18 protein-coding genes are annotated in these 19,805 nt (G+C 71.3%); 13 read left to right on the top strand and 5 right to left on the bottom strand.

Annotated elements, in window-relative coordinates; translation table 11 throughout:
* Positions 1–64: 64 nt before the first annotated feature.
* The 3 genes from AB0J87_RS06315 (at position 65) to AB0J87_RS06325 (ending at position 4,394) form a co-directional block, all read left to right on the top strand.
* Positions 65–1,771, top strand: a complete 1,707-nt coding sequence (locus AB0J87_RS06315) for an ABC transporter ATP-binding protein (protein WP_363962858.1) — start codon at positions 65–67, stop codon at positions 1,769–1,771.
* A gap of 53 nt (positions 1,772–1,824) precedes the next feature.
* A complete protein-coding gene (gene hutU / locus AB0J87_RS06320; RefSeq protein ID WP_350730174.1) occupies positions 1,825–3,474 on the top strand; it encodes a urocanate hydratase in 1,650 nt (549 codons plus the stop codon).
* A gap of 83 nt (positions 3,475–3,557) precedes the next feature.
* The gene (locus tag AB0J87_RS06325; RefSeq protein WP_363962859.1) at positions 3,558–4,394 is read left to right on the top strand and encodes a MurR/RpiR family transcriptional regulator; all 837 of its coding nucleotides are present in this window, start codon (positions 3,558–3,560) and stop codon (positions 4,392–4,394) included.
* Here AB0J87_RS06325 and AB0J87_RS06330 read toward each other — a convergent pair.
* From AB0J87_RS06330 to AB0J87_RS06340, 3 genes are read right to left on the bottom strand one after another with little or no spacing between them, the layout of a single operon-like run.
* Entirely contained in the window at positions 4,374–5,123 is a 750-nt protein-coding gene (locus AB0J87_RS06330) for an ABC transporter permease (RefSeq protein WP_363962860.1), read from the bottom strand. The two genes, AB0J87_RS06325 and AB0J87_RS06330, sit on opposite strands and share 21 nt — an antisense overlap.
* Entirely contained in the window at positions 5,120–6,073 is a 954-nt protein-coding gene (locus AB0J87_RS06335; RefSeq protein ID WP_355207188.1) for an ATP-binding cassette domain-containing protein, read from the bottom strand. The genes AB0J87_RS06330 and AB0J87_RS06335 overlap by 4 nt, the downstream gene beginning before the upstream one ends.
* Positions 6,074–6,089: 16 nt before the next feature.
* Positions 6,090–6,623 (bottom strand): PadR family transcriptional regulator, encoded by a 534-nt coding sequence (locus AB0J87_RS06340; protein WP_363962861.1) that lies wholly within the window; start codon positions 6,621–6,623, stop codon positions 6,090–6,092.
* 56 nt (positions 6,624–6,679) lie between these two features.
* Here AB0J87_RS06340 and AB0J87_RS06345 point away from each other — a divergent pair, with 56 nt between their 5' ends.
* The 5 genes from AB0J87_RS06345 (at position 6,680) to AB0J87_RS06365 (ending at position 12,065) form a co-directional block, all read left to right on the top strand.
* The gene (locus tag AB0J87_RS06345) at positions 6,680–7,366 is read left to right on the top strand and encodes an SDR family oxidoreductase (RefSeq protein ID WP_363962862.1); all 687 of its coding nucleotides are present in this window, start codon (positions 6,680–6,682) and stop codon (positions 7,364–7,366) included.
* A gap of 26 nt (positions 7,367–7,392) precedes the next feature.
* Complete coding sequence (locus tag AB0J87_RS06350; protein WP_363962863.1) at positions 7,393–8,562, top strand: allantoate amidohydrolase; 1,170 nt, start codon at positions 7,393–7,395, stop codon at positions 8,560–8,562.
* Positions 8,553–9,875, top strand: a complete 1,323-nt coding sequence (locus AB0J87_RS06355) for a formimidoylglutamate deiminase (RefSeq protein ID WP_363962864.1) — start codon at positions 8,553–8,555, stop codon at positions 9,873–9,875. The genes AB0J87_RS06350 and AB0J87_RS06355 overlap by 10 nt, the downstream gene beginning before the upstream one ends.
* A complete protein-coding gene (gene hutI / locus AB0J87_RS06360; protein WP_363962865.1) occupies positions 9,872–11,017 on the top strand; it encodes an imidazolonepropionase in 1,146 nt (381 codons plus the stop codon). Before AB0J87_RS06355 ends, hutI begins: the two co-directional genes overlap by 4 nt.
* Before the next feature lie 106 nt (positions 11,018–11,123).
* The gene (locus tag AB0J87_RS06365) at positions 11,124–12,065 is read left to right on the top strand and encodes a sigma-70 family RNA polymerase sigma factor (RefSeq protein WP_192790669.1); all 942 of its coding nucleotides are present in this window, start codon (positions 11,124–11,126) and stop codon (positions 12,063–12,065) included.
* Positions 12,066–12,367: 302 nt separating this feature from the next.
* Here the strand turns inward: AB0J87_RS06365 and AB0J87_RS06370 are convergent, their stop codons facing one another.
* Complete coding sequence (locus tag AB0J87_RS06370; RefSeq protein ID WP_350730190.1) at positions 12,368–12,934, bottom strand: TetR/AcrR family transcriptional regulator; 567 nt, start codon at positions 12,932–12,934, stop codon at positions 12,368–12,370.
* Positions 12,935–13,016: 82 nt separating this feature from the next.
* On the opposite strand from AB0J87_RS06370, the gene AB0J87_RS06375 reads away from it, so the two are divergent.
* Both AB0J87_RS06375 and AB0J87_RS06380 read left to right on the top strand, forming a co-directional pair.
* A complete protein-coding gene (locus AB0J87_RS06375; RefSeq protein ID WP_363962866.1) occupies positions 13,017–13,820 on the top strand; it encodes an alpha/beta hydrolase in 804 nt (267 codons plus the stop codon).
* A 9-nt stretch (positions 13,821–13,829) separates the two neighbouring features.
* Entirely contained in the window at positions 13,830–14,612 is a 783-nt protein-coding gene (locus tag AB0J87_RS06380; protein WP_363962867.1) for an MOSC domain-containing protein, read from the top strand.
* Here AB0J87_RS06380 and AB0J87_RS06385 read toward each other — a convergent pair.
* Complete coding sequence (locus AB0J87_RS06385) at positions 14,593–15,522, bottom strand: iron-siderophore ABC transporter substrate-binding protein (RefSeq protein ID WP_355207167.1); 930 nt, start codon at positions 15,520–15,522, stop codon at positions 14,593–14,595. The two genes, AB0J87_RS06380 and AB0J87_RS06385, sit on opposite strands and share 20 nt — an antisense overlap.
* Positions 15,523–15,726: 204 nt before the next feature.
* Here AB0J87_RS06385 and AB0J87_RS06390 point away from each other — a divergent pair, with 204 nt between their 5' ends.
* The 3 genes from AB0J87_RS06390 to AB0J87_RS06400 all read left to right on the top strand — a co-directional run bounded on the left by AB0J87_RS06390 (position 15,727) and on the right by AB0J87_RS06400 (position 19,695).
* The gene (locus tag AB0J87_RS06390) at positions 15,727–17,037 is read left to right on the top strand and encodes an ammonium transporter (protein ID WP_363962868.1); all 1,311 of its coding nucleotides are present in this window, start codon (positions 15,727–15,729) and stop codon (positions 17,035–17,037) included.
* A complete protein-coding gene (locus tag AB0J87_RS06395) occupies positions 17,034–17,372 on the top strand; it encodes a P-II family nitrogen regulator (protein ID WP_185071480.1) in 339 nt (112 codons plus the stop codon). The genes AB0J87_RS06390 and AB0J87_RS06395 overlap by 4 nt, the downstream gene beginning before the upstream one ends.
* A gap of 97 nt (positions 17,373–17,469) precedes the next feature.
* Positions 17,470–19,695, top strand: coding sequence for a [protein-PII] uridylyltransferase (locus AB0J87_RS06400; RefSeq protein ID WP_350730202.1), 2,226 nt, complete (start codon positions 17,470–17,472; stop codon positions 19,693–19,695).
* Positions 19,696–19,805 lie beyond the last annotated feature (110 nt).

The raw sequence follows: 19,805 nt of genomic DNA on the forward strand, positions 1-19,805 counted from the left end.
GTGGTGCGGATCGCGCGGTCCCGTTCGTTAGAGCAAGTCGAGACATGTCGTGGAAGGAGATGTGGTGGTCAAGGAGTTGCTCTCCCACGTCCGCCCGCACCGGAAGATCCTGATCCTGGGCGGATTACTGGGCTTGATCGGCTCGGCGGCGGGTCTCGCCATGCCGTTGCTGGCCAAATACGTCGTGGACGCGTTCGGCGAGACCGGCTCGATGGCCGGGCCGTTGCTGGGGCTGACCGCGGCGGTGCTGATCGGCGCGGTCGTGTCGGCCGCCGGAAGCTATCTGATGGAGCGCACGGGCGAGGGCATCGTGCTCGGTGCCCGGCGCAAGCTCGTCGACCGGATGCTGAGGCTCAAGGTCGCCGACGTGGACCGGCTCAAGCCCGGCGACCTGCTGTCGCGGGTGACGGGTGACACGACCTTGCTGCGGGCCGTGCTGACCAACGGGATCGTCGAGTCCGTCAGCGCCACGTTCATGCTGGTCGGGGCGATCATCATGATGGCGACCATGGACGGCGTGCTGCTGCTGGTCACGCTGCTCGTGGTGGTGGTGATCGGCGGGCTCGTCGCGCTGATCATGCCGAGGATCCAGCGGGCGCAGACCCATGCCCAGGAGGCCGTGGGCGAGATGGGGGCCGTGCTGGACCGGGCGCTGCAGGCGTACCGGACCGTCAAGGCCAGCGGCGCGGAGGAGCGGGAGATCGCGGTGGTGGGCGACGCGGCGGTGCGCGCCCGCGACCGGGGGCTGCAGGTCGCCGGGTGGACGTCGCTCGCGGGAGTGGCGACGTGGATGGCGGTGCAGATCGCGTTCCTCGCGGTGCTGGCCGTCGGCGGGGCCCGGGTCGCGTCGGGGACGCTTGAGGTGTCGTCGCTGATCGCGTTCCTGCTGTACCTGTTCTACCTGGTGCCGCCGATCGGGCAGCTCGTCCAGGGCGGCGTCCAGCTCCAGCAGGGGCTGGCCGCGATGAAGCGGATCAAGGAGATCGAGGACCTGCCCGCGGAGCCGGTCGGCGCCGCCGTCGCGGGGGCCTCCGAACCGGTCGGGGTGACGTTCCGGGACGTGGTCTTCAAGTACGGCGACGACCGGCCGACCGTGCACGACGGGGTCACCTTCGAGGTGCCGCCCGGCGGGCTGACCGCGCTGGTGGGGCCGTCGGGCGCGGGCAAGTCGACGGTGTTCGCGCTGATCGAGCGCTTCTACGACCACCAGAAGGGGCTCATCGCCATCGGTGGGCGCGACATCCGCGACTGGCCGCTGGGCGAGCTGCGGGCCGCCCTCGGGTACGTCGAGCAGGACGCCCCCGTGCTGGCCGGCACCCTCCGGGAGAACCTGCTCTTCGCCGCCCAGGACGCCACCGAGGACGAGCTGCGCCGGGCCGTCGCCCGCACCAGGCTCGACGACCTGGTGGACAGGCTGCCCGAAGGGCTGGAGACGCCGGTCGGGCACCGCGGCGTGCTGCTGTCGGGCGGCGAGCGCCAGCGCGTCGCCATCGCCAGGGCGCTGCTGCGCAAGCCCCGGCTGCTGCTGCTCGACGAGGCCACCTCCCAGCTCGACGCGGTCAACGAGCTGCGGCTGCGCGAGGTCATCGCCGAGGTGGCCACGGAGACGACCGTGCTGGTGATCGCCCACCGGCTGTCCACCGTGACGAACGCGGACCGGATCGTGGTCATGGAAGGGGGTGGCGTACGGGCGATCGGGACGCACGACTCGCTGGTCGGGGAGGACGAGCTCTACCGGGAGCTGGCGGCCACCCAGTTCCTCGTCAGCTAATCCATGTACTCTGCGGGTGACATATGTGAATGTTTTCATTCAGGAGGGTCACGATGAGCCGCAGCGTGCGCGCGCCGCGAGGCACGACGATCACCGCCAAGGGGTGGCCGCAGGAGGCGGCGCTCCGCATGCTCCAGAACAACCTGGACCCGGAGGTCGCCGAGCACCCCGAGCAGCTGGTCGTCTACGGCGGCTCGGGCAAGGCCGCGCGTGACTGGGCGTCGTTCGACGCGATGGTCAGGACGCTGACGACGCTCGAGGGCGACGAGACCCTCCTGGTCCAGTCGGGGCGCCCGGTGGGCGTGTTCCGCACCCACGAATGGGCGCCCCGCGTGCTCATCGCCAACTCCAACCTCGTGCCCGACTGGGCCAACTGGGAGGAGTTCCGGCGGCTGGAGGCGGCCGGGCTCACCATGTACGGGCAGATGACCGCCGGGTCGTGGATCTACATCGGCACGCAGGGCATCCTGCAGGGGACGTACGAGACGTTCGCGGCCGTGGCGGCCAAGCGCTTCGGCGGGTCGCTCGCCGGGACGATCACGCTGACGGCCGGGCTCGGAGGGATGGGCGGAGCCCAGCCCTTGGCCGTCACCATGAACGGCGGGGTGGCGATCTGCCTCGACTGCGACCCGCGCTCGGTCACCCGGCGGATCGAGCACCGCTACCTCGACGTGGAGGCGTCGTCGCTGGACGAGGCGCTGCGGCTGGCGTACGCGGCGCGCGACGAGCGCCGTCCCCTGTCCATCGGGGTCGTCGCGAACGCCGCGGAGGCCGTGCCCGACCTGCTCGCCCGCGGGGCCGAGATCGACATCGTCACCGACCAGACCTCGGCGCACGACCCCCTGATGTACCTGCCTCTGGGGATCGCCTTCGAGGACATGGCCTCGGAGCGGGACAAGGACCCGGCCGGCTTCACCGAGCGGGCCCGGACCTCGATGGCGCGACACGTGGAGGCGATGGTCGGGTTCAAGGACGCCGGGGCGGAGGTGTTCGACTACGGCAACTCCATCCGGGGCGAGGCGCAGCTGGCCGGCTACGGGCGGGCCTTCGACTTCCCGGGGTTCGTGCCCGCGTACATCAGGCCGCTGTTCTGCGAGGGCAAGGGCCCGTTCCGGTGGGCCGCCCTGAGCGGGGACCCCGCCGACATCGCCGCGACCGACCGGGCCATCCTGGAGCTCTTCCCGGAGAACGAGGGACTCGCCCGGTGGATCAGGAAGGCCGGGGAGAAGGTCCACTTCCAGGGGCTGCCCGCGCGGATCTGCTGGCTCGGGTACGGCGAGCGGAACGTCGCGGGGGAGCGCTTCAACGACATGGTGGCCTCGGGCGAGCTGCAGGCGCCCATCGTGATCGGGCGCGACCACCTCGACAGCGGCTCCGTGGCCTCGCCGTATCGCGAGACGGAGGCCATGGCGGACGGGTCGGACGCGATCGCTGACTGGCCCCTGCTGAACGCCATGCTCAACACGGCCTCGGGGGCCGCCTGGGTGTCCATCCACCACGGGGGCGGGGTCGGGATCGGGCGGTCCATCCACGCCGGCCAGGTGACGGTGGCCGACGGGACCGCGCTGGCGGGCGAGAAGCTCAACCGCGTGCTGACCAACGACCCTGGGACGGGGGTCATGCGGCACGTGGACGCGGGCTATGAGGAGGCCGCCGACGTGGCCGCCGCCCGCGGCGTCCGCATCCCGATGCGCGAATCCTGACCCACCGCGCTTCCGCCACCCATCTGGTGGGGGTCGTGAGGGTGGTGGGATGAGAATGCGGGGTGGGAAGCGTTGGAGGTGGCGTGGCGGACGGATATCACGGTGGGCTGAGCGTGCTGCTGGATGGCCGGAGGCTGTCGCCCGTGCAGCGGAGGATCGCGCATTACCTCACCGAGCATCTCGATGAGGCGATCTTCCTGTCCAGCGTGGAGCTGGCCGAGCGGGCCGGGGTGAGCCAGCCGTCCGTGACCCGGTTCGCGATGGTGCTGGGATTCGCCGGATACCCCGAGCTGCGGCAGGCGCTGCGCCCGCTCGTGCTGGGCGGCGCGACGGTGGCGGAGCCGCAGGAGAGCCTGCTGCGCGGGGCCATCGAGTGTGAGATCCGCAACCTCGCGATCGTCAGGGAGCGGCTGCCGGCCTTCCCGCTCAAGGAGCTCGGCGAGCAGCTGGCCGCCACCGAGCCGCTGCCCGTCGTGGGGCTGCGGGTCTCCTGCGGGCTGGCCACCACCTTCGCCTACTACGCCCGCCGCATCCATCCCGACGTGCGGCTGCTCACGCACGGCGGGTCGGAGCTGGTCGACGGGCTGCACGCGGCCCGCAGGGCGGGCGCGGAGTGGGTGGTGGCCGTGGTCCTGCCGAGGTATCCGGCGGAGGCCGTGCAGGCGCTGGAGTACGCGGAGAAGATGGGGCTGCGGGTGGCGGCCATAACGGATAAGTCGGATTTTCCGGCGGAGGTCGTGCTGGACGCCCCCGTCGGCGACCGGCTCGTGTTCGACTCGCACGCGGCGCCGCTCGCCCTGGCCATGGCCCTGGTCGAGGCCATGGCCGACGCGGCGCCGCTGCGCACCCAGGCCAGGCTCGAGGAGTACGAGCGGATGACCGACGAGACCGGTACGTTCCTACCCGGCGATCCTGCGTAGCGAGCGCATCGACCAGATCGTGGTGAGCAGTGCCAGCACGATGAACACCGCGAACGCGATCGGGATCGACGGGTCCGCCAACCGCCCGGCGAACAGCGCCCGCCCCGCCTCGACCGCGTGGTAGAGCGGGTTGATCGGGGCGAGCGTCTGCATCCAGCCGGGCGCGAACGAGATCGGGATGAACAGCCCGGCCAGCAGCATGATCGGCAGCATGAAGAGGTTGAGCGTCTGCGACATGCCGTTCTCGTCGCGTACGGTCAGCGCCAGCCCCTGGGACAGCCCCGAGGCGAACAGCCCGGTGGCGGCCATGAGCAGCAGCACCAGCAGCAGCTCCACGGCCCCGATGCGCACGCCCATCGCGATGGCCACGACGAGCACGAGGATTGCCTGGCACACCAGCACGACCATGTCCTTGGCCACCCGCCCGAGCACGATGGCCGGGCGCCAGGCGGGGCTGACGGCGTACCGTTCGAGCGAGCCGTTGCGCAGGTCGGCGATCAGCCCGAACCCCGAGAACAGCGCCCCGAAGACCGCGATCATCATCATCGACGCCGGCGTGAACATGCGCAGCGCGTCCACCGTCGAGCCGCCCGGCGTCAGCGACTTCAGCAGCGGCGCGAACATGAGCAGGTACAGCACCGGCTGCATGATGCCGAACAGCGGCCAGATCGGGTTGCTGAACGACTTCTTCAGCTCGTAGCCGGTGAACAGGACGGTGTGGCGGATCATGAGGCGGCTCCGGTGTCGCGGAGGGAACGGCCGGTCTTGGCCAGGAAGACGTCGTCGAGCGTGGAGCGGTCGAGCGCGATCGAGCTCAGCCCCAGCCCCTGCTCCTCAAGGGCCCGCAGCAGCGCGGGCAGCGTGTGCTCGCCGTCGTCGACGTAGACGCGCAGCAGGTCCTCGTCGACGCGGGTCTCGCGGGCGTACGGCTTGAGCGTGTCCGCGGCCCGCTCCGGGTCGTCCACCCTGAGCGTGATCACGTCGCCGGAGACCTCCCGCTTGAGCTCCCCGGGGGTGCCCTCGGCCACGACCAGGCCGTGGTCGACGATCATGAGGCGGTCGCACAGCGCGTCGGCCTCGTCGAGGTAGTGGGTGCTGAGCAGCACGCTCGTTCCGGCCTCACGCAGCTGCCTGATGCGGTCCCAGAGGTTGGCGCGGTTCTGCGGGTCGAGGCCGGTGGTGGGCTCGTCGAGGAAGAGCAGCGGCGGGTTGTGCACCAGCCCGATCGCGATGGCCACGCGCCGCTTCTGCCCGCCCGACAGGGTACGGCCGGGACGGTCGGCCATCTCGGTCAGGTCGAAGCGCTCCAGCACCTCCGCGGTGGCCTGCTTCGGGTCGGCCATGGCGTGGATCTTGGCGGCCATCATGATCTGGGCCCTGGCGCTCGTGGTGTCCTCGACACCCCCGGCCTGGCTCACGTACCCGAGCTTGCGCCGGACGGCGCTCGGCTCCTTGAGCAGGTCGTGGCCCGCGACGGTGGCCGTGCCCGCGTCGGGGGCGATCAGCGTGGAGAGCATCCTGATCGTGGTGGTCTTGCCGGCCCCGTTGGGGCCGAGCACGCCGAAGATCTCGCCTTGCGCGACCTCGAGGTCCACCCCGCGGACGGCCTCGACGGTCTGCGTGCCCTTCCTGCTCCTGGTGGTGAACGTCTTTCGCAGGCCCTGCGCCTGAATGATCATTGGGGGGTTCAGCTCCTTAGGGCAATTCGTCGGCCTCAACCCGTTCGATGGCCTTCTCGACCCAGTCGAGCTGGGCCTGGACCATGGCTCTGTTGAGGCGGAGGTTCTCGTCGATGTGCTGGGGAGCGCCGTAGCGCTGCTTGGCGCCGACGGCATGTCCAAGGATCTCGACGCTCATTCTGAGCTGCTGCATCCTCGCATACAGCGCCTGCAGAATCTCCTGCTTTTCCAGCCGATCCATGAACGTCAGCGCCACCTGGAACGGGTCGACGATGGGCTTGATCTCGTGCCAGGCGGTCAGCAGCATCCGGTGGAACTCTTCGCGGCCGTGCTCGGTCAGCTCGTATACGACCTTGCCGCCCTTGCCCGCCTCGACGACGGCCAGGAGTCCTTCGTCGGCCATCTTGCTCAGCCCGTGGTAGATCGACCCGAAGGCGACGTTCGCCCATTGGTCGGCGCCCATCACCTCCAGCCGCCGCCGGACCCCGTAGCCGTTCATGGGGCCGTCGAGCAGAGCGCCGAGGATGAGGATGCGCGTCGAAGCAGACATGAGTACAAGTTTGTATTCAAATTTGAGCATCCGTCAACATCAATAAACTGATCTCCATGAACGAACGACCGACTGCGCTGGTCACAGGCGCTTCGCGCGGGATCGGCGCGGCCGTGGCCGAGGCGCTGGGCCCCACGCACCACGTGATACTCAACGGCCGCGACGAGGAGTCGCTGGCCGCCGTGGCGGCCGGGCTGCCCGACGCGCGGGTCTGGCCGGCGGAGCTGACGGCGGTCACGGAGGCGGACGTCGCCGGGATCGAACGGCTCGACGTGCTCGTGCACTCCGCCGGGATCAACCGGATGGGCCGGATCGCCGACCTGACCGCCGCCGCGTGGCGCGAGACGCTGGAGGTGAACGTCGTCGCGGTCGCCGAGCTGACCCGGCTGCTGCTGCCCGCCCTGCGCGGGGCCGGGGGACACGTGGTCTGCGTCAACTCGGGTTCGGGGCAGCGGGCCAACCCCGAGTGGGGCGCCTACGCGGCCAGCAAGTTCGCGCTGAAGGCGTTCGCCGACGCGCTGCGGCTGGAGGAGCCGCGGCTGAGGGTGACGACCGTCTACCCGGGCCGGACGGCCACCGACATGCAGCGCGAGCTGCGTAGCTACGAGGGCGGCGAGTTCGAGCCCGAGAAGTACCTGACGCCGCAGAGCGTGGCGCGGGCCGTGCTGGCCGCCGTCACCGCGGGCCCCGACGCCCACCTCACCGAGCTGACCCTCCGTCCCAGGGGAGGGCCTGTCAACTGAATGGATCCATTCACTACAGTGGGGCCATGCTTGAAGCACTCGCGCACATAGGACGGGATCCGGCGACCGGGGGCTACGTCAGGGACGCCTGGTCGGCCGCTGACATGGAGCTACGCGAGTGGTTCGCGGGTGAGGCCGGGCGACGGGGGCTCGACCTGCGCGAAGACCGCAACGGCAACCTCTGGGCATGGTGGGGCGACCCTTCCGGCCGCCCCGGCGTGGTGACCGGAAGCCACCTCGACTCCGTACGGCAGGGCGGCGCGTACGACGGTCCGCTCGGGGTCGTGTCGGCCTTCGCCGCCCTGGACCTCCTGAGGGAGCGCGGGACCACACCGTCCAAGCCGGTCGGCGTGGCCTGCTTCACCGACGAGGAGGGCGCCAGGTTCGGGGTGCCGTGCATGGGGTCGAGGCTGCTCACGGGCGTGCTGTCGCCCGAGCGGGCCCTCGCGCTCACGGACGACTCCGGCGACACGCTGGCCGACGTCATGACGAAGGCCGGGCGGGCGCCGTACGAGCTGGGGCGGGACGACGAGACTCTCGCGACGGTCGGCACGTTCGTGGAGCTCCACGTCGAGCAGGGGCAGGCGCTCGTCCACGAGGGGCGGCCGGTGGGCGTGGCCGCGGCGATCTGGCCGCACGGACGCTGGCGCTTCGACTTCCACGGCCGGGCCGACCACGCGGGCACCACCCGGCTGGCCGACCGGGACGACCCGATGCTGCCGTTCGCCCGCATGGTGCTGGCCGCCCGCGCGGCCGCGGCGCGCCGCGACGTGGTGGCCACGGTCGGCAAGGTACGCGTCTCGCCGGGCAACGCGAACGCCATCCCCGGCCTGGTCTCGGCCTGGCTCGACGCCCGCGGGGCGGACGAGGCCGCCGTGCGCGCCCTCGTCGCCGAGCTGACCGAGGAGGCGGGGGCCACGGTGCGGGAGGAGTCGTGGACGCCGGTCGTCGACTTCGACGTGCCGCTCAGGGACCGCCTGGCCAGGGTCGCGGGAGGCGACACGCCCGTGCCCGTCCTGCCGACGGGGGCGGGTCACGACGCGGGGATCCTGGCCTCGGCGGGCGTCCCGAGCGCGATGTTGTTCGTCAGGAACCCCACCGGCGTGTCCCATTCCCCCGACGAGCACGCCGAGCGGGCAGACTGCGAGGCGGGAGTCGTCGCACTCGCGGACGTGCTGGAGGACCTGTGCCGCTGACCTACTGGTGCGAACAGGCCTGGCTCCCCGGCGGTGTCGCGGAGAGCGTGCTCATCGAGGTCGAGGGCGAACGGATCGCGAGCGTCGGCCAGGGCCCGCCCGGCACGGCCGAGCGCCTGCCGGGGATCACCGTTCCCGGCCTGGCCAACGCCCACTCCCACGCCTTCCACCGCGCGCTGCGCGGCACCGCCCAGGAGGGCAAGGGCGACTTCTGGACCTGGCGCGAGCGGATGTACGAGGTCGCGGCGGCTCTGGAGCCCGACTCCTACCTCCAGCTGGCCAGGGCCGTCTACGCCGAGATGGCGCTGGCCGGGGTGACCTGCGTGGGTGAGTTCCACTACCTGCACCACGGGCCGGACGGCCGCCCGTACGACGACGCCAACGAGATGGGCCACGCGCTGGTCCGCGCGGCCCGCGAGGCGGGCCTGCGCATCGCGCTGCTCGACACCTGCTACCTGACCGGCGGCATCGGCGCCTCGCTCACCGGCGCGCAGGTGCGCTTCACCGACGGCGACGCCGAGCGCTGGGCGGTCAGGGCCGACGACCTGGCGGCGGCCTACGAGGGGCAGCCCGACGTGGAGATCGGCGCGGCCATCCACTCCGTGCGCGCGGTGCCGCCGGAGCAGATGCCAGTCGTGGCCGAGTTCTCCCACCGGCACGCGGGCCCCCTGCACATGCACGTGTCCGAGCAGCCGGCCGAGAACGCCGCCTGCGTGGAGATGTACGCGGCGACGCCGGTCCAGGTGCTGCACGAGCGGGGCGCCCTGGGTCCGCGTTCGACCGCCGTGCACGCCACCCACCTGACCGACGTGGACATCGAGCTGATCGCCCAGTCCGGCACGCACATCTGCATGTGCCCCACCACCGAACGCGACCTCGCCGACGGCATCGGCCCGGCCAGGGCGGCGGCCGACCGGGGCGCGCAGATCACGCTCGGCTCCGACAGCCACGCCGTGATCGACCTGTTCGAGGAGGCGCGTGGGGTCGAGCTGGACGAGCGGCTGCGCAGCGGCAAGCGCGGCAACTGGAGCGCCGCCGACCTGCTCGCCGCCGCGACCGTCAACGGCCACGCCTCCCTCGGCTTCCCCGACGCGGGGCTGCTGGTGCCCGGCGCGTGGGCCGACCTGGTGTCGGTACGGCTCGACTCCGTACGGACTGCGGGCGCGGGCGGGCCGGAGGCCGTGGTGTTCGCGGCCACGGCGGCGGACGTGCACTCGGTGGTCTCCGGCGGCCGCCGCGTCGTCACGGACGGGCGGCACCGGCTCGGCGACGTCGGATCCCTGCTGGCAGAGGCGATACGGAGGGTGAGATGAGCACGACGCTGATCGACGGGATCGGCTCGCTGTACACCGGCGACCCCGAGCGCGAGGAGATCCCCGACGCGGCGCTGGTCGTGGCGGACGGCCTGGTCGCCTGGGCCGGGCCCGCCGCGGAGGCCCCCGACGCCGACGAGCGGGTGGACGTCGAGGGCCGCGCCGTCATCCCCGGCTTCGTGGACAGCCACGCCCACCTGATCTTCGCCGGTGACCGGACGGCCGAGTTCCAGGCCCGCATGTCCGGCGAGCCGTACACCGGGGGCGGCATCAGGACCACGGTCGCCGCCACCCGGCAGGCCGGCGACGCCGAGCTGGCCGCCCACGCGCGTGCGCTGGTGGACGAGATGCTGGCCCAGGGCACCACGACCGTCGAGATCAAGAGCGGGTACGGCCTGACCGTCGAGGACGAGCGGCGCTCGCTGGAGATCGCCGCCGGGCTGACCGGCGAGACCACGTTCCTGGGGGCGCACGTCGTGCCCGCCGGCATGGACGCCGACTCCTACGTGCGGCTGGTCGCCGGGGAGATGCTCGACGCGTGCGCCCCGCACGCCAGGTGGGTCGACGTGTTCTGCGAGCGCGGGGCCTTCGACGGCGACCAGACCCGCGAGATCCTGGGCGCCGGGCTCAAGGCGGGGCTGGGGGTGCGGGTGCACGCCAACCAGCTCGGGGAGGGGCCCGGCGTGCGCATCGCCTGCGAGCTGGGCGCCGCCTCGGCCGACCACTGCACCCATCTGACGCCGGCCGACGTGGACGCTCTGGCGTCGTCGGACACGGTGGCGACGCTGTTGCCGGGGGCGGAGTTCTCGACGCGGTCGCCGTACCCGGACGCCCGGCGGCTGATCGACGCTGGGGCGACCGTGGCGCTGGCGACCGACTGCAACCCGGGGTCGTCGTTCACGTCGTCGATGGCGTTCTGCGTGGCGCTGGCCGTACGCGAGATGCGGATGACGCCGCTGGAGGCGATCAGGGCGGCGACGTACGGCGGGGCGCGCGCGCTGCGCCGTACGGACGTAGGCTGGCTACGGCCCGGGGCCCGTGCGGACCTCGTCGTGCTCGATGCCCCCTCCTATGTACACCTTGCCTACCGGCCCGGCGTCCCCCTCGTTCACCAGGTGTTTCGCGGCGGTCTCCTCCTTTAGGAGGACATCCAGAACCATCCCAGCGACGTACTGCTTTAGGGAATCTTTGCGTCTGGCCGCACGTTGGCCGGATATAGAACGCAGCTGCGGAACGAGGTGCCAGGGGATGGCAAGGCCTACGGGGAGTCGCACGCAGGAGCAGCACATCGCTGAGCGCGATCTGCTGGGGACATATCTGGCCGAAATCGGCCGGGTCCCGCTGCTCACGGCGGAGGAAGAGGTTGAGCTCGCCAAGCGGATCGAGGCGGGTCTCTTCGCCGAGCAGCTGCTCGACAGTGGGGGCTCGGAGCCGCGCATCGGGGACGCGGCCGACGAGGAGCTGGAGCGCCTGGCCATCTCCGGCCAGCGGGCGAAGGACGAGTTCATCCAGGCCAACCTGCGCCTGGTGGTGGCGGTGGCCCGGAAATATTCGGGGCGGGGGATGCCCCTGATCGACCTGGTGCAGGAGGGGAACCTGGGGCTGGTCAGGGCGGTGGAGAAGTTCGACTACCGGCGGGGATACAAGTTCTCCACGTACGCGACGTGGTGGATCCGGCAGTCGGTGGGGCGTGCCATCCACGAGCAGGCCCGCCCGGTGCGCCTGCCCACGCACGCGGGGGAGCAGATGACGCGGCTGATGCGGGTCCGCCGCGACATGCTGGCCGAGTTCGACGCCGAGCCCACGGACGACGATCTCGCCGAGATCCTCGACCTGCCGATCGAGCGCGTACGCGAGCTGCGGCGCTGGGCCTCCGACCCGGTCTCGCTCCAGCTCGGGGTGGGCGACGAGGACGAGACGGAGCTCGGCGACATGATCGCCGACGAGACGTGGGCCGATCCCGAGCAGCAGGCCATCGACATCCTGGAGCGCGAGCGGCTGGACCAGTGGCTGACGGGCCTCGAAGGCGACACCAGCGAGATGCTGCGGTGGCGGTACGGGCTGGTGGACGGGCGCGAGCACACGCTCACGGAGGTGGGGGAGCGCTACGGCATCGGCCGCGACCGCGCCCGCCGCATCGAACGCGACGCCCTGGCCCGCCTTCGCAAAATGGCCACCGCCGCCGCCTGACCGGCCCCATCCGGGGCCCGCGGGTTGCCCGGGTTGCCCGCCGCGGTGGGCGCCGGGCCCCGCCGTACCACGCCCCGCCGACGCGGCGCCTGGGAATGGCGGGCGCGGGAGGGCGTGGTGGTGTGGCACGTCGGTCGTAACGACGCTTGGCCGGGGATACTGTCGTCGCGGGCGTCGACCCTGGTGCGTGGTGCGCCGGAGCGGTGCCGCCGCGCTTTGTTGCGCCGCGTCGGTGGGTCGGTGTGCGGTGGAGCCCGGCGCCTTCGACGGCGGGCGGCCCGCGTTGGCCGAGGCGCTGGACTTCAGTGCTGGAGGATGCGGCGGAGGAACTCTTCGACGGCGGCCACCGCGGTGGTGTGGTCGCCGCCGCGGGCCACCATCAGGGCGCTCTCGTTGACGGCCGCCAGCAGCATGTGCGCGTGCAGGTCCAGGAACTCGGCCGGCACCGCCCCCGTGGCCCCCAGTGCCGCCTTCAGCATCCCGAACGAGTAGCGCTCCTCCATGGCCCGCCACCGTTCCCAGCCCATCACCGCGGGCGCGTCGATGAGGACGATGCGCTGGATGACCGGGTCCCCGGCGAGTGAGATCCAGGCCAGCACGCCGGCGCGGAGGGCCGCCGCCGGGTCGGTGATGCCGCGGACGGCTGCCAGGATCTTGCCGCCGATGGCCGACTCCGTGGCCTCCAGCACCGCCTCGAACAGGGCGTCCTTGCCGGCGTAGTGGTGGTACAGCGCCCCCCGGCTCAGCCCCGACTCCTGCAGCACCACCTCGATGGAGGTGTCGTCGTAGCCCCGGTCGGCGAACAGCCGCGTGGCGATCGCCAGGACCCTGTCGCGGGTGGCCGCGCCGCGTTCCGCCTTGAGGTTCATGGACCCACTGTAGACAAACCGACCGTCAGTCGGTAATTTCGTAGACCGACAGTCGGTTTGTTATCCGCCCGAGGAGGGTCCCATGGAGGACATCAGCTACGTCGACGTGGGGGACGGGCCGGTCAGCCTGTTCGTGCACGGCGTCGGCACCAGCTCGTACCTGTGGCGCAACGTCATCGCCGCGTTCCGCGACGAGCGCCGCTGCGTGGCCATCGACCTGCCGTTGCACGGCGGCAGCGCCCCGCGTGACGATCTGTCCATCCCGGCGCTGGCCGAGGCCGTCGAGGAGCTGTGCGAAGGGCTCGGGCTCGCCGAGGTGGATCTCGTCGCCAACGACACCGGCGGCGCCGTGGCCCAGGTCTTCGCCGTACGCCACCGCGAGCGCCTGCGTACGCTCACCCTCACCAACTGCGACGTCCACACCAACACCCCGCCCGAGGCGTTCAAGCCGACGGTCGACCTGGCCGCCAGGGGCGAGCTGGCCCCGCTCACCGCGCTCGTCCTGGACCAGCCGGAGCTCCTGGCCCAGACCGCGTACGGCGAGGGCTACGAGCGGATCGACGACCCGGCGGCGCTGGTGGAGGCGTACCTGCGGCCGATCTTCGCCAAGCCCGATGGCGGCCGTGCCTTCGAGCGCCTGCTGACGTCCATCGACGCCAAGGACATGATCGCCATCGAGCCGCAGCTCACCGTGCTGACCGTGCCGACGCTCCTGGTCTGGGGCACGGGAGACGCGTTCTTCGACGTGAGCTGGGCCCGGTGGCTGCGGGACACGATCCCCGGCGTCAAGGAGATCGTCGAGATCGAGGGCGGGCGGCTGTTCTTCCCCGACGATCGGGCGGATGAGCTGGTGCCGCATCTGAGGCGGTTCTGGGCGCAGCCGTAAGATCGCCCCATGTATCTGGAGGCCGTGCGGCGCTACCCCGTCAAGTCGATGCTGGGGGAGGAGCTGACCGAGAGCGAGGTCACCGAGCGCGGGCTGGCCGGGGACCGTGCGCGGGCGGTGCTCGACGTCGCCACCGGGAAGATCGCCAGCGCCAAGAACCCCCGCCTCTGGCGCGGCCTGCTCACGATCGAGGGCGCCGGGGTCCCCGGCGACGAGGAGCTGTCGACGCTGCTCGGACGCGAAGTGCGGCTGATCGACGTGCCTCCGGAGGGCGCCGTGTTCGAGCGTTCGGTGCCGGAACGGGTGCTGGCCGAGGGCATCGAGGCGGAGGTCCCCCACACCGTCGGCACGCTCGGTGGCGCCTCGCCCGCCGGGACGTTCTTCGACTTCGCCCCGATCCACCTCATCACGACCTCCGCGGTCGCGCGGATCGGCGCGCTCGGCCCGCGGGGCACCGTCGAGGCCCTCCGCTACCGGCCCAATCTGGTGATCGGGACGGAGGCGGAGGGGTTCGTGGAGAACGACTGGGTGGGACGCGAGCTGCGCATCGGTGACGAGGTGGTGCTGGCGGTGATCGTGGCCAGCCCGCGCTGCGCGGTGCCGACGCTCGAACACGGGAGCCTCGGGCGCGATGCCGACGCGCTGCGCACGGTGGCCAGGCACAACCGGGTGCCCGTGTTCGACATGGGGCCGCAGCCCTGCGCGGGGGTGTACGCGCGAGTGGTGCGGCCCGGGAGGGTCAGGAAAGGCGACCGGGTACGCCTGACGCGGCCTACGACGCCAGCGGCGTGAGGTACTTGTCCAGGTCGTCCAGGATCTTGCCGGCCGCCGTGACGCCGATTCCGGTCATCCAGATCTCGTCGTCCACGTTGTGCGCGTTGTCCGACTTGACCGCGCCGAGGTTCTTCCACAGCGGCCCGCCGGTCACCGTGGTCTGCGACTTGACGGCCGCCTCCCCGTACGCGGTGTAGAAGATCGCGTCGGCGTCCGCCTGGGCGATGTTCTCCTGGCTCAGCTTGCCGAAGCGCTTGTCTGCCTGGTCGGCCAGCTTCTGCGCCTCGGGCCGCTGGATGCCCGCGTCGCCCACCACGATGCCGCTGAAGGACTCGGGCCCGTACATGCGGATCTCGGTGGGCATGAACCGCACGATGCTCACCTTCAGCTTCGAGAACTTCGCGCCCACCTCCTTGGCCCGCGTCTCATAACCCGACAGCAGCTGCTGGGCCTGGTCCTTCTTGCCCAGCGCCTCGGCGTCGAGCAGGAAGTTGTCCTTCCAGGTGATGCCCACCTTCTCGGTGAACACGGTCGGCGCGATCTTGCTGAGCTTGTCGTAGAAGGCCTCCTGCCGGAACTTGCTGCCCAGGATGAGGTCCGGCTTGAGCGCCATGATGGCCTCGATGCTGGGGGCCTGGGTGGTGCCGACCGCCTTGGTGGCCGACAGGGCCGAGCCGAGGTAGGCGGGCCACTTCTGGTTCTGGGACGCCTGCGCCGCGCCGACGGGCGCCAGGCCGAGCGAGACCATCGTGTCGAGCTTGTCCGTGTCGAGCACCACCACCCGCTTGGGGGTCATCGGCACCTTCGTCTCGCCCATGGCGTGCTTGACGGTCCGGGTCGGTCCCGCCTCCTGCGAGGACGTGGAAGTGCCGCAGGCGGCGAGGGCGAGGACGGGGAGCATGGCGGCGACGGCCAGGCGAAGACGCATTCGGCATTCCTTGATCGAAGGTTAGGCAAACCTAAGTATCTCACGCCTGATATTGCTGAGCCGAAATGGGAGGAGTGAGAACACCGAAACGCGTCCGAAACACCAGTGTGGCGAGATTCACGAATGTGAAACACGCCTGGTCGAGTCATGAAACCCCGGACGAACACGCTGTGGCCACACGTCACATGTAAGGAGGGTCGCGTCGTGAAGATCGATAGCGGCACCACAGCCTGGATGCTCGCGGCCACCGCGCTGGTGTTGCTGATGACTCCGGGTCTCGCTTTCTTCTACGGGGGCATGACCAGGGCCAAGAGTGTCCTGAACATGATGATGATGTCGTTCGGCGCCATCATCACGGTCACCATCGCCTGGGTGCTGTTCGGACACTCGCTGGCGTTCACCGACAACCCGAGCTCGGCGATCAACAACGTGGTCGGCGGCTTCGACGCACTCGGCCTGCAGAGCCTGGTGGACACGGCCACCAAGGACGACGGCACCGGCATGCCGAGCCTGGTCTTCTCCGCCTTCCAGCTGACCTTCGCCATCATCACCGTCGCGCTGATCAGCGGCGCGATCGCGGACCGGGCGAAGTTCGGGGCGTGGATCCTCTTCTCCATCCTCTGGGCGACGATCGTCTACTTCCCGATCGCCCACTGGGTGTGGGGCACCGGCTGGCTCAACACGATGGGCATCGAGGACTTCGCGGGCGGCACGGTCGTCCACATCAACGCGGGTGCCGCGGGCCTTGCCCTGTGTCTCGTGCTCGGCAAGCGCACCGGCTGGCGCAAGGAGCCGATGCGGCCGCACAACCTCCCGTTCGTGCTGCTCGGCGCGGGCCTGCTGTGGTTCGGCTGGTTCGGCTTCAACGCCGGCTCCGAGCTGGCCGTCGACGGCACGGCCGGCCTGGCGTTCATGAACACCCAGATCGCCACCGCGGTCGCCGCGGGCGCCTGGCTCGTCGTGGAGAAGATGCGCGACGGGCACGCCACCAGCCTCGGCGTCGCCTCCGGCGCGGTCGCCGGCCTGGTCGCCATCACTCCCGCCTGTGGTTTCGTGGACCCGTGGGCCGCGATGCTCATCGGCCTGCTCGCCGGTGTCCTCTGCGCCTACGCCGTCGGCCTGAAGTACAAGCTCGGCTTCGACGACTCCCTCGACGTGGTCGGCGTGCACCTGGTGGGTGGCGTCATCGGCGCCGTCTCGCTCGGCTTCCTGGCCGCGTACCCCTTCCTCGACCAGCAGAGCAAGGGCCTGTTCTACGGCGGCGGATTCGGCCAGCTGGGCCTGCAGGTGCTCGGCCCGGTCGCGGTCGGCGGCTACTCCTTCGTCATCACCTGGGTTCTCGGGAAGATCATCGACAAGACGATGGGCTTCCGGATCGCCGTCGACGACGAGCGCACCGGCATCGACGTCACCGCGCACGCCGAGACGGGGTACGACCTCGGCACGGTCTACGCCTCCGGCGTGACCTCCCCCAACGGGCCCACCGCCCCGGCAGCTAAGAAGGTGGACGCATGAGGCTCATCACCGCGATCATCAAGCCCTTCAAGCTCGATGACGTGAAGGCCGCACTGGAGCAGTTCGGCATCAAGGGAATGACGGTCAGCGAGGCGAGCGGCTACGGCCGCCAGCGCGGCCACACCGAGGTCTACCGCGGCGCCGAGTACCAGGTCGACCTGGTGCCGAAGGTCCGCCTGGAGGTCCTCGCCGAAGAGGATGACACCGAGGACGTGATCGACGTCATCGTCAAGGCGGCGCACACCGGCAAGATCGGCGACGGCAAGGTCTGGTCCGTCCCGGTGGACACCGTCGTCCGTGTTCGCACGGGAGAGCGGGGTCCTGAGGCCCTGTGACCCGGCGGGGCTCGGCCGAAACGACGGATCCACGGCGACGCCCGGACGACGGCGTCCGGGCTGAGCCCAGCGAAGGGCTCGGCAAGGGGGCACAGCATTGAGGGGAGAGGCCCGTTCGTACGCCGCGGCCCGCAAGGAGCGGACCGCGGACACCGACCGCTGGCTCAAGGATCTCTTCCGCACGGCGAGCGACGGCGACCACGTCTCACTGGTCGCCGTCGGGAGCCTCGGGAGGGGCGAACTGGCACCAGGCAGCGACCTCGACCTGGTCCTGCTGCACAACGGCCGGGCCGACGTGGCCAGGATCGCCGACCGGATCTGGTATCCGGTCTGGGACTCCGCGGTCAACCTCGACCACTCCGTGCGGACGGTCGAGGAAGCGGTGACCGTCGCCAGGAAAGACCTGAAGGCCGTGCTCGGCCTCATCCAGGCCCGGCACGTGGCCGGCGACGCCGAGCTGACCAAGAAGGCCAGGGAAGCGGTGCTGGCCGAGTGGCGGGCCGACTCCCGGCGCCGCCTCGGCGAGCTGCGTGACGCGGCCGACAAGCGGGCGCAGGTGAGCGGCGAGCTGGCCTTCCTGCTCGAACCCGACCTCAAGGATGGGCGCGGCGGCCTCCGCGACGTCCAGGCCATGCAGGCGGTGGCGGCCGCCTGGGTCGCCTCGGCGCCCGGCCCCAGGGCGCGCGAGGCGTACGAGTTCATTCTCGACGTGCGGCACGCGCTGCACGTCGTCACCGCCCGCGGCACCGACCGGCTGGTGCTGCAGGAGCAGGACGCCGTGGCGGGGGTGCTCGGCCTGCTCGACGCCGAGGCGCTCATGCGCAGGCTCGCCGAGGCGGGCCGTACCATCTCCCACGCCTTCGACGGCACCTGGCGCACCGTTGACAGGCTCGTGTCAGGCCCCGCTCCCCGAGGCCGCCGCCCGCTGGCGGACGGCGTGGTCGAGCACGGCGGCGAGGTGGTGCTCGCCAGGGGGATCGACCCGCGCAAGGACCCTGTGCTGGTGCTGCGCGCCGCCGCCGCGGCGGCCGACTCCGGGCTGCCGCTCGCTCCCGCGACGGTGTCCGTGCTCGCAGCTCAGTCGCCTCCCATGCCGGTGCCGTGGCCGGAGGAGGCACGCGACTCGCTGGTGTCGATCCTCGGCGCGGGCCGCGCCGCCGTGCCCGTGTGGGAGGAGCTCGACCAGGCGGGCATCCTTGTCAAGTTGCTTCCTGACTGGGAACGCGTACGCCACCGTCCCCAGCGCAACCCGATCCACCGCTTCACGGTCGACCGGCACCTGATCGAGGCCGCCGCGAACGCCGCCAGCCACACGCGCGAGGTCTCCCGTCCCGACCTCCTGCTGATCGGCGCGCTCCTGCACGACGTCGGCAAGGGCTGGCCGGGAGACCACTCGGCGACCGGCGAGGTCGTGGTCCGCGACATCGCCACCCGCATCGGCCTGCCCGCGCAGGACGTCGACACCCTCGCCACCGTCGTACGCCACCACCTGCTGCTGCCCGAGACCGCCACCCGCAGGGACCTCGACGACCCCGTCACGATCGAGAAGGTCGCCGCCACCGTCGGCACCCGTGAGGTCCTCGACCTGCTGGCCGCGCTCGCGGTCGCCGACGGCAACGCGACCGGGCCGGCCGCCTGGAACAGCTGGAAGGCCGGGCTCGTCGCCGACCTCGTGCGCCGGGTCAGGTCCGTGCTGGCCGGCTCGCCGCCGCCCAAGCCGCCGACCCTGTCGGCCGACCAGACCGCGCTCGCCCGGCACGGCGGCGGTGCCGTCCGCGTCAACGGCGGAGCCGTCACGGTCGTCGCCCCCGACCGGGTGGGGCTGCTCTGGAGCGCCGCCGGCGTGCTGTCCGCGCACCGGCTCATCGTGCGCTCCGCCTCGTCCGCCTCCGCGGGCTCCACCGCGGTGATCGAGTTCTCCGTCATCCCCGAGTACGGCTCCCCGCCCGACCCCGCGACGCTGGAGTCCGATCTCCGTCTCGTCCTTGCTGGCCGTCTTGACATCGAGCAGCGGCTGGCCCGCCGTGCGCGGGCCATGCGGCCGCCCCGGGTACCTGTGGCTCCACCTCGGGTGACACTGGTCGACGACGCCTCCGCGACCGCCACCGTGGTGGAAGTCAGGGCCCATGACAGGCCGGGGCTTCTGTGGCGTATCGGACGGGCGTTCGGCGAGTGTGGTCTTGACGTGAGGGCCGCTCGCGTGGAGACTCTCGGCGCGGAGGCGGTGGACGTCTTCTATGTCGTGGATCGCGCCGGTCGCCCCCTCAGCGATGCCGCGCAGAGGGCACAAGTCCGCGATCAAGTCCTGGCCGCACTGCGATAACCAACAGCACACGACTACCGGTCACATGTGTAACGATTGTGTCCGAAATGCCCGGTAAGTCAGAACCTGCGGATACCTTGTGGACGGCTTGAAGGCCCGTCGGGGACGGG

This window comes from Nonomuraea sp. NPDC049625, from assembly GCF_040675285.1.
Classification (GTDB): domain Bacteria; phylum Actinomycetota; class Actinomycetes; order Streptosporangiales; family Streptosporangiaceae; genus Nonomuraea; species Nonomuraea angiospora_A.

Bases quoted from the DNA above. Each gene is read 5' to 3' on its own strand.
- hutU (WP_350730174.1), top strand. From the start codon at position 1,825: ATGAGCCGCAGCGTGCGCGCGCCGCGAGGCACGACGATCACCGCCAAG.
- AB0J87_RS06330 (WP_363962860.1), bottom strand. From the start codon at position 5,123: ATGATCCGCCACACCGTCCTGTTCACCGGCTACGAGCTGAAGAAGTCG.
- AB0J87_RS06335 (WP_355207188.1), bottom strand. From the start codon at position 6,073: ATGATCATTCAGGCGCAGGGCCTGCGAAAGACGTTCACCACCAGGAGC.
- AB0J87_RS06340 (WP_363962861.1), bottom strand. From the start codon at position 6,623: ATGTCTGCTTCGACGCGCATCCTCATCCTCGGCGCTCTGCTCGACGGC.
- AB0J87_RS06345 (WP_363962862.1), top strand. From the start codon at position 6,680: ATGAACGAACGACCGACTGCGCTGGTCACAGGCGCTTCGCGCGGGATC.
- AB0J87_RS06350 (WP_363962863.1), top strand. From the start codon at position 7,393: ATGCTTGAAGCACTCGCGCACATAGGACGGGATCCGGCGACCGGGGGC.
- hutI (WP_363962865.1), top strand. From the start codon at position 9,872: ATGAGCACGACGCTGATCGACGGGATCGGCTCGCTGTACACCGGCGAC.
- AB0J87_RS06365 (WP_192790669.1), top strand. From the start codon at position 11,124: ATGGCAAGGCCTACGGGGAGTCGCACGCAGGAGCAGCACATCGCTGAG.
- AB0J87_RS06370 (WP_350730190.1), bottom strand. From the start codon at position 12,934: ATGAACCTCAAGGCGGAACGCGGCGCGGCCACCCGCGACAGGGTCCTG.
- AB0J87_RS06375 (WP_363962866.1), top strand. From the start codon at position 13,017: ATGGAGGACATCAGCTACGTCGACGTGGGGGACGGGCCGGTCAGCCTG.
- AB0J87_RS06380 (WP_363962867.1), top strand. From the start codon at position 13,830: ATGTATCTGGAGGCCGTGCGGCGCTACCCCGTCAAGTCGATGCTGGGG.
- AB0J87_RS06385 (WP_355207167.1), bottom strand. From the start codon at position 15,522: ATGCGTCTTCGCCTGGCCGTCGCCGCCATGCTCCCCGTCCTCGCCCTC.
- AB0J87_RS06395 (WP_185071480.1), top strand. From the start codon at position 17,034: ATGAGGCTCATCACCGCGATCATCAAGCCCTTCAAGCTCGATGACGTG.